The organism is Mixta sp. (assembly GCF_024610815.1).
Classification (GTDB): Bacteria; Pseudomonadota; Gammaproteobacteria; order Enterobacterales; family Enterobacteriaceae; genus Mixta; species Mixta calida.
This window is the reverse complement of sequence record NZ_JANION010000208.1, coordinates 1-15062: the sequence shown is the minus strand read 5'-3', so window position 1 is coordinate 15062 and position 15062 is coordinate 1. Positions and strand designations below refer to the sequence as shown.

Genomic DNA, 15062 nt, shown 5'->3' with positions numbered 1-15062 from the left:
CTGATATCAAACAAAGCAAAACGCCGCATTTACCTGCGGCGTTTTCCTTCACTACGTCTTGCGACAATCAGACATCAAACTTCATGCGCAGCAGACGCGGGTAGATAAACAGTGATTTCCCCAGCCCTTTGTTCAGCACTTTCCAGACGACCACTGAACAGAAGGAACAGAGCGCCACCATACCGATCGGGAAGCCTACCGCCCACAGCATCGAGAACAGGCCGGAGTTGAACAGGTGGTGATCCAGCGCGAACAGAATCGCCGTCATGCCGAAATATTCGATAAAGATACGGTGCAGCACATAAATTTGCAGCGTGTTTTTACCGATCCAGTTCATCCAGGCCATATTAAAGCGTACGTTCAACGTGCGGCACAGCGCGATGCAGGCCAGAATGGTCAGGGTACAGAGGAACAGGTTCTTCTGTAACCCCAGCAGCAGATGTACGCCCGCCAGCGCCGCCAGACCCAGCCACGGCAGCAGATTGCTTTTACGCCATTCGCTTAGCTGGATCACCTGCGCGCTCCAGAAGGAACCCATGATGAAGTAGATAAAATATTGTGAAAGGCTCTCTGGCCCCCAGCCGGGAATGATCTTCTCCACGGCCGCATAGTTCAGCAACACCGCCACCACGACCAGCGGCAGACGCTGCTGGCGGAACAGTTTGGCGAAAAGGAAAAACAGCCCCAGCGCATAGAGATACCAGGAGCTGCTCATCGCCATCAGCATCAGCGAAATGAACTCCTGCGGCGATTCCGCGTAAGAGGAGTTAATGTTGCTGGAAATACGGTGATGGGTAATTTCCGATGAGATCCCATAAATAGAGAGCCACTGAATGACGCCCCAGAGAATATAGAGATAAAACAGGTTCGTTACCCGGCTGGTAAAAACTTTCTGCCAGGGTTTTTCATTAATGGCGCGTGCCGCCAGCATCCCTGACACAAAGAAGAAGGCAGGCATACGCAACGGCGACAGGACGGTATTAAACGCTACCCAGATATGCGCCGGCAGGCTGCCTGCCGTCAGGTATTTCAGCGTTCCTTCAAATCCCGGTAAAACCACGTGGTAGAGCACCACCAGCAGAATGCATCCGCCCTTCAGCGTATTCACCCACTGTATTTCCTCGCTTTTTTTATTGTTCATTGCTGTGTTTCCTGCTGTGTTATCAGAACTTAATGGCAAAGTAGCCAGATCAGGATTATTGGCGTGGCGGGAATGAAAAGGCTGTAGCGTTTATCTTAAAAAAAATAAGCGGCCCTAAAGGGCTAATGGCGAAAACGCGGGCGGCATAAGAAAAAAACGGGCGGGCCGTTAATCCGCCCGCCCGCTAAGGGAAAATATTTAAGACAATACTGGTTGAAACCGGCCCAGTTATTGGCTGAGGAACTTCTCAAGGAACTGACGGGTTCGCGCCTGCTGCGGGTTAGCGAACAGCGCCTTTGCCGGCCCCTGCTCCACGATCCGTCCCTGATCCATAAAAATGGCGCGGTCGGCGACGTCGCGCGCGAAGCTCATCTCATGGGTGACGATCACCATGGTGCGTTTCTCCTCCGCCAGCGAGCGTATGGTATTCAGCACCTCACCGACCAGTTCGGGATCGAGCGCCGAGGTCGGTTCGTCAAACAGGATCACTTCCGGGCGCATCGCCAGCGCGCGGGCAATCGCTACGCGCTGCTGCTGTCCACCGGAAAGACGACGCGGATAGCTCGTCTCCTTGCCGTGCAGCCCGACTTTCTCCAGCAGCGCGCGGGCGCGGGCGATAGCTTCCGCTTTCGGCTCGCCCTTTACGATTACCGGCCCTTCGATAATGTTTTCCAGCACCGAGCGGTGCGGGAAAAGATTGAAGCTCTGGAAAACGAAGCCCACCTGCTGACGCAGCTGGCGCACGCGCTCTTTCTGTTTGCCGATCGGCTGCGCCGCATCAATCTCAATGCCACCTACCTTGATGGTGCCGCTGTCCGGCTCCTCCAGCAGGTTGATGCTGCGCAGCAGCGTGGTTTTGCCGGAACCGCTCGGCCCGATAATCGCCACTACTTCGCCGGAGGCGACCTCCAGATCAATGCCGTGCAGCACCGTCTGGCCATTAAACCGCTTCACCAGCTTTTTGACTTCAATGGCGCTCATTTCTCCTCCCGATCCTGACGGTTAACATGGGCTTCCAGCCGGTTTTGCAGCGCCGACAGCACCGTCGCCATCACCCAGTAGATCAGCGATGCCGCCAGATACATGGTGAACACTTCCAGTGTGCGCGAGGTGATCAGCTGCGCCTGGCGGAACAGCTCCGGCACCTGAATGGTGGCGGCCAGCGAGGTGTCTTTCACCAGGCTGATAAAGCTGTTGCCCAGCGGCGGCAATGCGGTGCGGGCCGCCTGCGGCAGCACCACGCGCTTCAGCGTTTGCCAGCGCGTCATGCCGATGCTGGCCGCCGCTTCCCACTGGCCGCGCTCAATGGCGGCGATCGCTCCGCGTAGCGATTCGGAAGCGTAGGCGGCGGTATTCAGCGACAGGCCGATCATCGCCGAGGGGATCGGATCGAGTTCAATGCCGAACTGCGGCAGCCCGTAGTAGATCATAAACAGCTGGGCGATCAGCGGCGTGCCGCGAAAAACAGAGACGTAGAAACGCGCCAGCAGGCCGATGGGCCAGAAGGTAGAGAGGCGCATCAGCGCCAGGATAAAGCCCAGCACCAGACCGAAGAACATGCCGCCGATGCTAAGCTGCAGCGTAAAGACGGCGCCTTTTAATAAAAAAGGTGCTGAATCCAGCACCAGTTGAATACTCTCTTGCATTATTTAGTGACGTCCGCGCCAAACCATTTTTCAGAAATTTTATTCAGCGTGCCGTCTTTCTGCATCTCGCCGATCGCCGTGTTGATGGCATTCAGCAGATCTTCGTTGCCTTTACGCAGTGCGACGCCCGCTTCCTGACGGGAGAAGGCCGGGCCTGCAACTGCCATAGTGTTGCCGGTTTTCTTCACCAGATCGAGCGCGGCGAGGCGATCGACAAGGATAGCGTCAACGCGGCCAGAGCGCAGATCCTGATATTTGGTCGGATCGTCATCATAGGTACGGATATCCACGCCCTTCACGTTCTCACGCAGCCACTGCTCATAGTTGGTGCCGAGGCCGACGCCCACTTTTTTGTTCGCCAGATCCTGCGGGCCTTTGATGGAGCCCTCTTTGTCCTTGCGCGTCAACGCCTGAATACCGGAAACGGTGTAAGGCACGGAGAAATCATACTTTTTCTTACGCTCGTCGGAGATGGTCACCTGATTGATCACCACATCGATGCGTTTGGAGTCCAGCGACGCCAGCATGCCGTCCCATTTGGTCGGCTTCAGGCTCGCCTTCACGCCCAGGTGCTGCGCCAGCGCCTGCGCAAACTCTACTTCAAAGCCGGTCAGCTTGCCGTTCTCATCCTGGAAGCTGAACGGCGGATAGGTGCCTTCCAGCCCCACCAGCAGGCTGCCGCGCTCTTTTACTTTATTCAGCAGATTTTCCGCAGCGAAGGTTTTCACGTTGACGCCGGCAACCAGCGCCGTCGCCATCACGCCCAGCAGCAGCTGACGACGTACCTGAGAGAAATTCATAGTCACTCCATTTATTGTTGGATTGTTGTGCAGGCCGCTTTCCGTCTGTGCTACGGAAAGCGAGGCCGACCGGCCTGGCTAAAACGGATGGACGCCGTGCATAGCGTCGGCGGCCATCGATGGTTAAACAGGCTGATTATAAACCTTTTTCAGTTTTCAGGATTAGACGGAAGGATAATAAGCAAATAATGCCGGCGCGCCGCCGGTATGTACGAACAGCAGCGGCCCTTCGCGGCGAAAACGCTGCTGACTGATGCCGTCGATCAGGCCCGCCATCGCCTTGCCGGTGTAAACCGGATCGAGAATGATACCTTCCAGCCGCGCCAGCAGTTTTACCGCCTCCATGCCCTCTTCGCTCGGCATGCCGTAGCGCGGGGCGAAGTAGTCGTCCCAGAGCGTGATGTCGGCGCGGCTGTGTGTCTCCAGCAGTCCGTCTAGATTCTGGCGCAGCGCGCTAACCAGCGGCAGCTGATCGGCGACTTTTCGTGACACTGTCACGCCAACCAGTTCGGTTTCCGGCAGCAGCGCCTCCAGTCCTACCGCCAGGCCGGCATGCGTGCCGGCGCTGCCGGAGGCGACCACCACCGCGGCGAAATCGACCACCCCTTCGCTTTGGTGCGCGATCTCCTGCGCGCACTCGACGTAGCCCAGCGCGCCGAGCGCGTTAGAGCCGCCGACCGGCACCACGTAAGGCCGGAAGCCCTGCGCCTCCAGCCGATCGCGCAGCACGTTCAGCTGTTCAGCGGGCGCGTGCAGTGCATCAACCCGCTCAATTTCGCAGTCGAGCAGATCCAGCAGCAGGCGGTTGCCGTTGCCGAGGTAATTTTCCGCACGGGTGTCGATGGGGTTTTCCAGCAGCGCGACGCATTTCAGTCCCAGCTTCGCCGCCACCGCCGCCGTCTGGCGCACATGGTTAGACTGAATGGCGCCAGCGGTGATCAGCACGTCCGCCCCTTCCCGCAGCGCGTCCGCCGCCAGGAACTCCAGCTTGCGCAGCTTATTGCCGCCCAGCGCCAACGGGGTGATGTCGTCGCGCTTGATAAAGATGTCGCGGCCAAGGTAGTCGGAAAGACGCGGCAAATGCTCCAGCGGCGTCGGCGCCCCAATGAGTTCGAGACGAGGATATTGGATCAGATTGGACAGGGACAAAGCAGCCTCCACGCACACAGGATAAGAGCTACAGTGTTGCAGAAGATGCGGTGGGGATCTACGGTCAGTTCGTGTGATCGCGACGCAGAAAGGCCCGCCTGATGGAAAAAAGAGCGAGGCACGGATGAAAGCTCATCCGTGCCTGACGCCTAATTACGCTGCCAGCCTAAAAACTGATCGTATTTGCGCAGGGCGATGCGGTAGTTATTGTTGCCGGCATCCGGTAAATCATGTTCCAGACATTCATGCCAGCTGCAGCCGCGTAATTTTTCGGCCGGATAATTCTTTGCCGAAAGCATGTCATCCAGACGACGCAGGCGAACCACATATTCACGAATGGTGCTGTGGCTCATTTCGGTCTGTTCAAACAGATATTGTTTAAACGCCATAATGTCAAAATAATTAGGGTGGGTGTTGCAGTAAATATCGCTGCAAAACCGGCACAGCGCGGTCAGTTCATTTTGTAATTTAAGCCAGACCTGATCGTCGATCGGTTGGTCCATCCGGGAGATAGCTTCTTTATTAATGATCTGACCGCGAAAAACCAACGCCATCCTGTCGAGTATTTTTCCGCAGTGTGAACAATTGCTTTGGCTGTGTTTGTAATCTTTAAGATAACGGCTTAATGGCCTCGTTTTTAGTTTGGTTCCCATTGAGGAGACTCCCGGTTATATGTCCTCGAAAGCGAGAGCTGACGCTGTCAGCGCGCTCCCGTTAACCGGGCGCGCAGGCGTTTGATCGCCTGACTGTGCAGCTGGCTGACGCGGGACTCACCCACCTCCAACACGGCGCCAATCTCTTTCAGGTTCAGCTCTTCCTGGTAATACAGTGTCAGCACCATTTTTTCGCGTTCGGGCAACGCCTCGATCGCTTCAATGACACGTTCACGGAGATTCCCTTCCATAAGCTGGTGAAGCGGGTTGGCCTCTTCATGGCCGTCCGTCACCAGTTCCGCACTATCGCCATGTTCTTCGCGATACTCGTCATAGGAGAAAAGCTGGCTGTTATTCGTATCCAGCAGAATCTGCCGATACTCCTCCAGCGAAACATTGAGCTGTTTAGCGACTTCCTGCTCCGATGCGGCACGTCCCAATGCCTGCTCGCAATGGTGCATCGCGCTCGCCACTTCACGCGCGTTGCGGCGCACGCTGCGCGGCGCCCAGTCGCGGCTGCGCAGCTCGTCGAGCATGGCGCCGCGAATGCGCTGCACGGCATAGGTGGTGAAGGCGGTGCCCTGCAGCGCGTCATAGCGCTCCACAGCATTCAACAGTCCAATGCCGCCGGCCTGCAGTAAATCATCCAGCTCAACACTCGCGGGCAGCCGTACCTGCAGGCGTAACGCCTCATGGCGTACCAGTGGTACATATCGCTGCCACAGCGAATGTTTATCCATCACGCCATCGGCGGTATAGAGATCGTTCACTTTGACTACCCTGCGTTAGTTACGTTATCGGCATGATTATCCGATTCTGTAGGGTGATCGATTGGCGGAATAGGGATAAAAAAGACGGGTTATTTAGAAAAAGTTTGTAACCACTACCGGCGCAAGGCCGGTAAGATCACATTCTTATAATTCAAGCCGTGCGGCGTATTGCTTTCAGCTTCGCGCGCGTCGCAGGCGGCACCCGCGCCCACAGGGCGCAGACCTGGCCCTCGATGCCCTGATAAAAGGCCAGCAGTTCTTCATCAGCCTGCAGTGCCTGACGGAAGTGCACCGTGCCCCGTTCGCTGTCGATATGCAGCAGCCCGCTGATAAACAGCCGTTGTAAATCGCTGCGCAACAGTAATCCGTTATCGACGCTGTTATCGGTTAGCAGGCCTTCATCATTTTCACGCGTATCGATATGGCACGCTTCCACCCACGGCGCGGCGACATGCGCCTGTACCGTGGTGCCGGTAATGACGCAGCCGCCGTAACGCGCGTTGACCGCCGCGGCGAATTCCGCCTGGCTGGCGCGCTGCAACACTTTCGTTCTGACGCGTCGTCCCACCTGCTGACCGGCGATCACCGCGCCGGGCGTCGGCATGAGCGGTGTTTCCATCACGACCAGAAACTGCAGTATGCGCGCCTCGCTAAAGCAGGGCTGCGCCTGCGCATCGAACAGCTGCCAGTAATCGTCGTCGCCCTGCCGACGCATCAGCGTCAGACGGTAGCCCCGGCTGGTCAGCAGGTTCTGCGCCGTGGCGGAGCCGGGATCGAGCATGGCGTACACCCGGCTCTCCCCCATCACTTTCCACAACGATTTAGCGAGGTCGTTGCGCCGCAGATAAAGGAAGGTTTGCCCGTTCTGCATATAATGCTCGAAACGGCGCAGATAGTTTTTGCGCTCGTTGTCGTCCGACACGAACAGCAGATCTTCCAGCGGACTGTTTTCCGTCTGGTGGGCGAACACCGCCCGGATAACCAGCTGACGCGGACTGGTGGAAGGACTTAATAAGCCGCGCAGCGTCAGCGCCTTCTCCGCAGGATATTTCTGCCCGTAGCGGCGGCTGATTTCCTCAAAGGTCAGGTGTTCACCTGGCAACAAGTCATAATTGAAGCGCATTAACACTCCACAAAAATAAGCGGGCCAGGCCCGTTAATCACCCTGTTTTGCACTGATTATCGGCAGCGAACGCGTTTTCTGTATCCGTAACGTGAAAACTTTCTCCGGCGCCGCGTTATCCGCAATAAAGCCCCTGCTTTGCCTCTTTATTTGCGCCATTAGCCGGTCAGGGTGAGGCGTAATCTTTATTGCATTCCCTGAGAAGGCCCTACTTACTGCTACATCGAGACTCTGTATGAAAGGTATCGTACTCGCCGGCGGCACGGGCTCCCGGCTGCATCCGGTCACCTGCGGCGTATCCAAACAGCTGCTGCCGGTGTATGACAAGCCGATGATTTACTATCCGCTCTCCGTGCTGATGCTGGCGGGCATTAGAGAGATTCTGGTGATCACCACGCCTGAAGATTTGCCGGCCTTTCAACGGCTGCTGGGTGACGGCAGCTCGTTCGGCATTCAGCTGCAGTTCGCCGTGCAGCCAAAGCCGGAAGGCCTGGCGCAGGCGTTTATCATCGGCGAGGACTTTCTTGCCGGCGAAGGCTGCGCGCTGGTGCTGGGCGATAACATTTTCTTTGGTCAGAGCTTCGCCAAAAAGCTGGAAGACGTCAGCGCGCGCGACGGCGGCGCCACGATTTTCGGCTATCAGGTGATGGACCCGGAGCGCTTCGGCGTGGTGGAGTTCAATAAACAGTTCCAGGCGATCTCGCTGGAAGAGAAGCCGACGCAGCCTAAATCGAATTATGCGGTGACCGGCCTCTATTTTTATGATCAGCAGGTCTGCACGATGGCGAAGCAGGTTAAACCTTCCGCGCGCGGCGAACTGGAGATCACTACGCTGAACCAGATGTATCTGGAGGATGGGCTGCTGACGGTGGAGGTGCTGGGCCGCGGCTTCGCCTGGCTCGATACCGGCACGCACGACAGCCTGCTCGAAGCGTCGCACTTTATTCACACCATTGAGAAGCGCCAGGGTTTCAAAGTCGCCTGCCTGGAAGAGATCGCCTGGCGTAAAGGCTGGCTGAGCGGCGAGCAGCTGCGAGAACGGGCTCGCTACCTGAACAAAACGCAGTATGGCGCTTATCTCGATCAGCTGCTGGTGGAACCATGAAGGTTATCGATACGCGGATTAGTGATGTAAAAATTATTCAGCCCACCGTCTATGGCGACGCGCGCGGATTTTTCCTGGAAACCTTCGAAAAACGCCGCTACCAGCAGCTGCTGGGCATCGACGCGGAGTTTGTACAGGACAACTATTCACGCTCAGGCCGTCACGTACTGCGCGGGCTGCATTTCCAGAGGACCCAGCCGCAGGGCAAGCTGGTGCGCGTGGCGCGCGGCGAAGTGTTTGACGTCGCGGTGGATATTCGCCCCGATTCGCCCACCTTCGGCCAGTGGACCGGCGCGATCTTATCGGAAGAGAATCAGACGCAGCTTTGGATCCCGCCCGGCCTGGCGCACGGTTTTGTCGTATTGTCCGAGAGCGCCGATTTCGAATATAAATGCACCGACTATTACAACCCGCAGGATGAAGCCTGCCTGTTGTGGAACGACCCTACAATAAATATCGAGTGGCCGGTAGCTGCCCCGCAGCTGTCAGATAAAGATAAAAAAGGATTACCTCTAACGGAGCTCATGCAATGCGCATATTGTTAACCGGCGCTTACGGCCAACTGGGTCGCTGCCTGCTGGATCGTTTTCCCGCCGACTGGGTGATGCTCGCCTGCGGCTCAGCCGAGCTGGACATCACCGACCGCGCGGCGGTAGAGCGCATTGTGCGTCGCTTTCGTCCGCAGGTAATCATGAATGCCGCCGCCTATACGGCGGTCGATAAAGCGGAGATCGACCGCATCCGCGCCATGAAAATCAACGCGATTGGGCCGGAGAACCTGGCGCGCGCGGCGTGTGAAGTGGGCGCGCAGCTGATCCATATCTCTACCGACTACGTTTTCGACGGCAGCAAAACGACGCCGTACATCGAGAGCGATCTCCCCTGCCCGATTAACTTTTACGGCCTGAGCAAATGGGAAGGCGAAAAGCGCGTGCAGGCGATTCTGCCGCAGGCGATCATCATCCGCACTTCCTGGGTATTCAGCGAGTACGGCAATAACTTCGTCAAAACCATGCTACGCCTGGCGCAAACGCACGAGACGATCCGCGTGGTTAACGATCAGCGCGGCTGCCCGACCTATGCGGGCGATCTGGCGCAGGCGATGATTGCGCTGGCGGCAGAGCCTGAAGCGGCAGGCATCTATCACTACTGCGGCGATAAAGCGGTAAGCTGGTATGAGTTCGCGCAGGCGATTTTCAGCCTGCGCGGCAGCGCGCCGCAGCTGGTGCCGATCAGCAGCCAGGAATATGTCACCACCGCGCCGCGTCCGGGCAACAGCGCACTGCTCGCCTCCGCCGACAGGCAGCCGCAACGCAGCTCCAACTGGCTGAGCGCGTTGGGGATGATGAGCAGCGATTGTGATATGAGCTACGCCTGTTAATAAAAAAACCGCCTTCATTGTAAGGCGGTTTTTTCTGGCGCATTCAGTAAACGCGCGACTAGCGGGACGGAATCGTTGCATCCAGCTGCGTCAGCCATTGCTGTGCGGCAGCGGCGTCAAACAGTGAATGGGACAACACCTTCTCGCGCATCGCCAAACCACTTGCATAATTGGATGCCCTGTTTTCCAGCATTTTACGAATTGAGTATTTCCACAGGGATTTTTTATTTTTCAACCGTATAACCGGCGCGTCAATATAATATGCCTTCACGTCGCTGCAAAGAACGTTACAGCCCGTCGCAGCCACGGCCAACAGCATATAAGAACCGGAAGCAAAGTCATTCCCATCCCCTACCGCCGGGAAAAGCGCCAGCTCCAGATCTAATGCGCAAAGCGTCTGAGGCAGTTTTTCCACGTTCACCTTACGGTGATACTCTTTCGCCACCGCTCTTATCGCCTGGGGAAATTCGCCATAGACGATAATATCCATCTCATCAGCCAGCTCTTTCACTACAGGCAAAAGGAATTTCCAGTCGTTCTCCTGAATATCGTTCAAAAACAGCCCTACCCGCGGTTTTTGCTGATTCGCCTTTCTGACTGTCGTCTCTGCAAACGAAGGATGCAAAGCGTCAGCAAGGTAAATAGCGTTATTTTCAAAACCTGGCGGAATAGCGTCCGCGTGTTTATTACGCAGGATAATTTTATTTAACAGCGGCGCCGCCTGTAAAAAATGCGCGTCCTGCATAATATTCAGCGTATCGGCGACAAAAAGTAGAAACGCGGCGTCAGGCAAGTAGTGGCGGAGAATTTCCAGCTCTTGATAACAGGCCAGGCAGGCATTATCCAGGATAACTACCTGCGGCTTTTCCCGCAAAATTGCGATGAGATCCAGCCGCGGCGTAAAGAGCGTCAGGTTGATCTCTCCTGCATGCTCAAGCATCCGCAGATTACAAATAAACTGCGCGGCAGCAGCTTTTTCCGGCCTGGCGAACAGGCAGGCCAGGCTGCGCGTCTGGCCTTTTTTCCGGCTATGCGTGACGCCAGCAATGATCTCTGCTTCAGTATGGCGATAGACATGCTCGGAAAGGCTAAGATGCGGATGGTAAGCCGGATCGTCAGCGATAGCGTTTAACCAGCGTGCGTAAAGAATATGTCTGTCATGGTCAGAGACATGCAGCGATGACGGATTTTCCCGCTGAATGCGCGCTACGGCAAACGGCGTCATAATATTTTTCAGCCCGGCGGCGCCCAGCTGTAGGCACAGATCGTTGATGGATTCCTGAAAAGCATCGAATGATTCATCCACGCCGCCTAACGCGATCAGCCGCTCTCTTTTGATCATCAGCATTTCGCCTGAAAGCGTGCTGAAAGCATGAACCAGATTAAACCGGTGGCAATAGCCCTGCGCCCCAACCGGCTCATTAAATCCGACAGGAAAGGCGCTGTGGTGAAAGCCCATGATCATACCGGCTGAATAGATTTTTCCGCTGCTTTTGATCAGCTTGCCGGAGACGGCGCCGACATCCGACCGGAAGAGATGATCGATCAGCGTCCCAACCCAGTGCGGTTGTTCGAAACAGAGCTGCGGATCGAGCTTTAACATCACATCGCCTGTGGCGATCGCGACGGCTTGATTAAACAGGAAAGCATCCTTTTGCGGATCCTGCGCGCTCAACACCCGAAACCGCGTCGGATCTAATTCGCTCAGCCCCTGAAACCAGGCTTCCAACACCGGCGAACGACAGCCGTTATTGATAATGATAAGTTCATAATCGTAATCCGGCACGGTTTGAATAAAGCTGGTGACGCACTGCTGCAACGTATCAAGGTCATCATCGGCAATAATGACGGCTGAAATTTTAGCCGTGACGTTACGATGATATTTGGCACGGTAGTAGGTGGAGTATTCAAGCCCAATCTCGGCGTGCTGATAACCCAGCCTGTTCAGCATCTTCTTCAAACGCGCTGCATCAGCATGATGATGCAAAACGATATTGCTCTTAACAACAAACAGCGGCTCAGGAAAATGCCGGATGGTTTCTGTCCGCCGGGTTTCAACCAGGCAGGCGATCAGCGCCAGATCGGGATTGCTAAAGGTCAGTTCCGCCTCATCCAACACCTGCTGTACAAAGGCGGTTTTATAGATCCAGTTACGCCCGCTTATCGCCGGGAGGCTGATAAACATATCCAGATCAAATGTCGGTAGCAGAGCGGCTTCGAGGCTTCCCGCTTTATCTTCAAAGAGCTTATCGCTATAAACCGCATAGCTCTGCTCACAGCCGGAGAGAAAGCGCATCAGCCAGGGATAGCTGTTCTGCGAAATTTTCTCTCCCGCCTGCATAAAAGTAAGCCATTCGGCATCCGCCCCGACCATCAGCTGACGCAGCTGCGCGTCGAAGCTGCGCTCCTCATCCAGTTGCAGGCAGCGCACGTCCTGGCGCGAGACGGGAACCGTCGCGATAACCGCAACGCGGATGAGCCGCTCGCCATACGGCTTCAGAGCGGCCAGCGACGTCAGCGTATCATCCAATTGAGCGGCGTTAAGCTCATTAGCGAGAATAATAAACAGCAGCGCTGCGCCGTCGCCGTGCGCCGGGTTGATATCAGCCGGAGGCTGATGAATCAGGCGCGCGAAATCAAGGCGTTCGGCAGCCGAGACGCTCTCCAGCCGCTGTGCCGCCTGCTGCGTTTTGGCGAAGAAGACACCCAGCTGCTGATAGAATTTATCTTCATACTTTTGCAGCTGCTCTTTTACCTTATAAATATCCTGTCTGACGGCGTCGAGAGAAGCCTCATCGTCAGACCAGCTGACGCCAGCATTGCCCATATCCGCCAACGACGCCGCTGAAATCGCCAGTTTTTCATAGCCCGGCGCAACCATCGCCACGACCGGCGTGCCGCACAGCGCCGCAAGGTTGCAGGTGCCGGACCATTCATAGGTGTACATCACCGACGCGCCTTTCAGGATCTCCGCCAGCTCATGGAGCGGCAGCGGTTTCTGCACGGAGATGATTTTTATATCGGCTGGCAGCCTGGAGAAATCGACGCAGGCTTCCGGCACGCGGTTGAGATAGAGAAGTTTGCTGGTCTTTTCCCGCCCGTCGTCGAAAAAGATGCTCATATCCGGCCCGACCAGCGTGAGAAAATCGGGGTTGGGTTCTTTGACGATCAGCTGCGAGCTGTACCAGAAAAAGAGATCGTCGACGCCCTCTTCCATCAGCGTACCGTTCAGCAAGCCTTCATGGTTGAGCATATAGCGCACGCAAACTTTCGCATTCAGCGGATTGCCGACGACGATCTCCGGGTAGACGGCGATAGCGACCTTATGGTTGACGGTATGCTCATGCATTTTTTCCATCGTCAGCACCGGCGTCTGCCAGTCCGGGTTGAACTTGCTGCACCCGACCATCCAGGCTTCGCCACCTTGTAAATTAATGCGGTGACAAAGTTTATGTAAAACCTGAATGCCGCCTGAGGACTCGCGGTAATCGGGCGACATAATATAGTAGGGATGGTTCAGCATGTTTTTCTCGTCAGTTGAATTATCCACGTTTTCAGCCCCTTACTTCGGCAGCCATGCTGAACGCCACTCATCGAGTCCGCTCTCTCTCAGATACCATTTTTGATGAATTTCATTACGCAGCAAATCCCCTCGTTTTTCTAGCCAGTTTTTTTCATTTATATGCTCCTGGATAGCAGAAACCCAATCTTTAAATTTGTTACTAACAAGCGTAACAGGCAAGCCGCAGCGGTATGGTTCGATATCAGTAGCGATAATCGGCACTCCACAAGTCCCTATTTCAAGCAACCTTAAATTGCTTTTACACTCATTAAAAAAGTTAATTTCAAGCGGTACCAGCGCCAGATCTAAATTTAAACTAGCTAATTTTTCGGGATATAAATCAAATGGAACACCCGGATGATACTCACAATGAACACCATCAGGCTTCATACCCATAAAAACCCATTCCACTTCATTTTGGAAGTGTTTAATAATGGGTTTTAAAATATCCAGGTCCCCTCGATGACTATTTCCACCAGCCCAGCCAACACGAATTTTTTTCCCTGTCAGCTTTTCGCTTTTTAGGTGCCCCCACTGATGCTCAGCTAAACGGTTATGGGCAACTCGTATATCATCATGATATGAACTATAAGCTTCAGCTAATGTATTTGTTGATACAACAACCCAATCAACACTTTCCATTACACGCCTAAAGTTCTTAATCAGATTTTTAGGCAGTCTGCTTTTTAAGTCATTTTTAACAGGCAAGTTAATTAAAAAATCGTCATACTCTACGATTATTTTAGCGGAACAGACTTTTCTGTACTCGCTAATTAATTCTGGAATAGCAGGACCTGTCACCAATTCCATTAAAATCACATCTGGCTGTAATTGTGCAACTTCTAACGTTTCGGCAATACCATAGTTTAGACCACCCTCAATTTGTGAGTGTGCCTCGAGCGCTTTAAAAGGTTGTATTATCCTATGGTTTCCACAGCCAAACCAGTTGATATGGTTAGCTAATACAACAGGATATGGTCTTCCCGGCAATGCCGCCTGAGTCCGCGCAGTTCTTGGCGACAGCGTGAAAAGCTTCCCTGATTTAGACATATGAGGATGATAAGAACTATCAGAAAATAGCTTCTCTCCCCATAGGCTTTTTAGATTTTCAATATCTTCCTTGTCTGGACAAGCTTTTACTTTAAATTTTTTGTCAAACAGGCGCGAACCCCCACCCATATGTTTTACACGTGCATATGGCGTCCATATATGGAGATACCCTTGCTGTGTTAACTTCAAAGCAAGATCGACATCTCCATAATAGAACTTAAATACATCGTCAGAAAATCCACCAACTTCATCAAAGACATTTTTACGGATCATAAGACATGAAGAGGATAGCGCTGACACATTCCGAACATTATTCAAATAAAAGAGATAACCCGGTTCCGCACTATTGTATCCATCAAAAACATTTTCAACGCCATCGTTAACGCCGAGTATAAATCCGCCGTGTTGGATTCGCCCGTCATAATACTCCAGACGGGGACCTACTAATCCTACTTCTGGACGCATAACCTGCTGTAACAAAACGTCCAGCCACTGAGATTGAATAATTTCTGTATCATTATCTAAAAAAAGCAAAATTTCGCCTTTAGCCTCACGAGATGCCTGATTAGCTATTAACGAAAAATTAAATTCAGCATTCATACGTAACGCACTGATATTACTAAATATTCCCGCCTCTACTTTTTCCAGGAAAAATAGCATATCCTTGTCCACTGAACCATTG

13 protein-coding genes are annotated in these 15062 nt (G+C 54.3%); 3 read left to right on the top strand and 10 right to left on the bottom strand.

Annotated elements, in window-relative coordinates; translation table 11 throughout:
* Positions 1-67: 67 nt before the first annotated feature.
* The 8 genes from MYY08_RS15805 to MYY08_RS15770 all read right to left on the bottom strand — a co-directional run bounded on the left by MYY08_RS15805 (position 68) and on the right by MYY08_RS15770 (position 7282).
* Positions 68-1141, bottom strand: coding sequence for an acyltransferase family protein (locus tag MYY08_RS15805; RefSeq protein WP_038625509.1), 1074 nt, complete (start codon positions 1139-1141; stop codon positions 68-70).
* A 228-nt stretch (positions 1142-1369) separates the two neighbouring features.
* Positions 1370-2122 carry an L-cystine ABC transporter ATP-binding protein TcyN gene (tcyN, locus tag MYY08_RS15800; RefSeq protein WP_038625507.1) on the bottom strand — a complete coding sequence of 251 codons (753 nt, stop codon included), beginning with the start codon at positions 2120-2122 and terminating at the stop codon, positions 1370-1372.
* Positions 2119-2787 carry a cystine ABC transporter permease gene (gene tcyL, locus MYY08_RS15795; protein WP_038625505.1) on the bottom strand — a complete coding sequence of 223 codons (669 nt, stop codon included), beginning with the start codon at positions 2785-2787 and terminating at the stop codon, positions 2119-2121. Before tcyL ends, tcyN begins: the two co-directional genes overlap by 4 nt.
* Entirely contained in the window at positions 2787-3587 is an 801-nt protein-coding gene (tcyJ, locus tag MYY08_RS15790; protein WP_038625503.1) for a cystine ABC transporter substrate-binding protein, read from the bottom strand. The genes tcyL and tcyJ overlap by 1 nt, the downstream gene beginning before the upstream one ends.
* A 162-nt stretch (positions 3588-3749) precedes the next feature.
* Positions 3750-4736 (bottom strand): D-cysteine desulfhydrase, encoded by a 987-nt coding sequence (locus MYY08_RS15785; RefSeq protein ID WP_038625502.1) that lies wholly within the window; start codon positions 4734-4736, stop codon positions 3750-3752.
* 149 nt (positions 4737-4885) lie between these two features.
* Positions 4886-5389, bottom strand: coding sequence for a flagella biosynthesis regulatory protein FliZ (gene fliZ / locus MYY08_RS15780; protein WP_038625500.1), 504 nt, complete (start codon positions 5387-5389; stop codon positions 4886-4888).
* Positions 5390-5436: 47 nt separating this feature from the next.
* The gene (locus MYY08_RS15775) at positions 5437-6159 is read right to left on the bottom strand and encodes an RNA polymerase sigma factor FliA (RefSeq protein WP_288014880.1); all 723 of its coding nucleotides are present in this window, start codon (positions 6157-6159) and stop codon (positions 5437-5439) included.
* A 151-nt stretch (positions 6160-6310) separates the two neighbouring features.
* A complete protein-coding gene (locus MYY08_RS15770) occupies positions 6311-7282 on the bottom strand; it encodes an HNH endonuclease signature motif containing protein (RefSeq protein WP_288014878.1) in 972 nt (323 codons plus the stop codon).
* Between the two features lie 235 nt (positions 7283-7517).
* Here MYY08_RS15770 and rfbA point away from each other — a divergent pair, with 235 nt between their 5' ends.
* From rfbA to rfbD, 3 genes are read left to right on the top strand one after another with little or no spacing between them, the layout of a single operon-like run.
* Positions 7518-8387: a glucose-1-phosphate thymidylyltransferase RfbA gene (gene rfbA, locus MYY08_RS15765; RefSeq protein WP_038625495.1), complete on the top strand. Its 870-nt coding sequence runs from the start codon at positions 7518-7520 to the stop codon at positions 8385-8387.
* The gene (gene rfbC / locus MYY08_RS15760; protein ID WP_038625493.1) at positions 8384-8932 is read left to right on the top strand and encodes a dTDP-4-dehydrorhamnose 3,5-epimerase; all 549 of its coding nucleotides are present in this window, start codon (positions 8384-8386) and stop codon (positions 8930-8932) included. The genes rfbA and rfbC overlap by 4 nt, the downstream gene beginning before the upstream one ends.
* Positions 8917-9768, top strand: a complete 852-nt coding sequence (gene rfbD, locus MYY08_RS15755; RefSeq protein WP_288014876.1) for a dTDP-4-dehydrorhamnose reductase — start codon at positions 8917-8919, stop codon at positions 9766-9768. Before rfbC ends, rfbD begins: the two co-directional genes overlap by 16 nt.
* A gap of 58 nt (positions 9769-9826) precedes the next feature.
* Here the strand turns inward: rfbD and MYY08_RS15750 are convergent, their stop codons facing one another.
* Positions 9827-13318 carry a glycosyltransferase family 2 protein gene (locus MYY08_RS15750; protein ID WP_288014874.1) on the bottom strand — a complete coding sequence of 1164 codons (3492 nt, stop codon included), beginning with the start codon at positions 13316-13318 and terminating at the stop codon, positions 9827-9829.
* Positions 13319-13330: 12 nt separating this feature from the next.
* Positions 13331-15062 (bottom strand): glycosyltransferase (locus tag MYY08_RS15745; protein ID WP_502888477.1); only part of this gene is annotated, 1732 nt, incomplete at its 5' end.

Coding starts and splice junctions, on each gene's coding strand:
- tcyJ (WP_038625503.1), bottom strand. CDS start 3,587: ATGAATTTCTCTCAGGTACGTCGTCAGCTGCTGCTGGGCGTGATGGCG.
- tcyL (WP_038625505.1), bottom strand. CDS start 2,787: ATGCAAGAGAGTATTCAACTGGTGCTGGATTCAGCACCTTTTTTATTA.
- rfbA (WP_038625495.1), top strand. CDS start 7,518: ATGAAAGGTATCGTACTCGCCGGCGGCACGGGCTCCCGGCTGCATCCG.
- fliZ (WP_038625500.1), bottom strand. CDS start 5,389: ATGGGAACCAAACTAAAAACGAGGCCATTAAGCCGTTATCTTAAAGAT.
- rfbC (WP_038625493.1), top strand. CDS start 8,384: ATGAAGGTTATCGATACGCGGATTAGTGATGTAAAAATTATTCAGCCC.
- tcyN (WP_038625507.1), bottom strand. CDS start 2,122: ATGAGCGCCATTGAAGTCAAAAAGCTGGTGAAGCGGTTTAATGGCCAG.
- MYY08_RS15770 (WP_288014878.1), bottom strand. CDS start 7,282: ATGCGCTTCAATTATGACTTGTTGCCAGGTGAACACCTGACCTTTGAG.
- MYY08_RS15805 (WP_038625509.1), bottom strand. CDS start 1,141: ATGAACAATAAAAAAAGCGAGGAAATACAGTGGGTGAATACGCTGAAG.
- rfbD (WP_288014876.1), top strand. CDS start 8,917: ATGCGCATATTGTTAACCGGCGCTTACGGCCAACTGGGTCGCTGCCTG.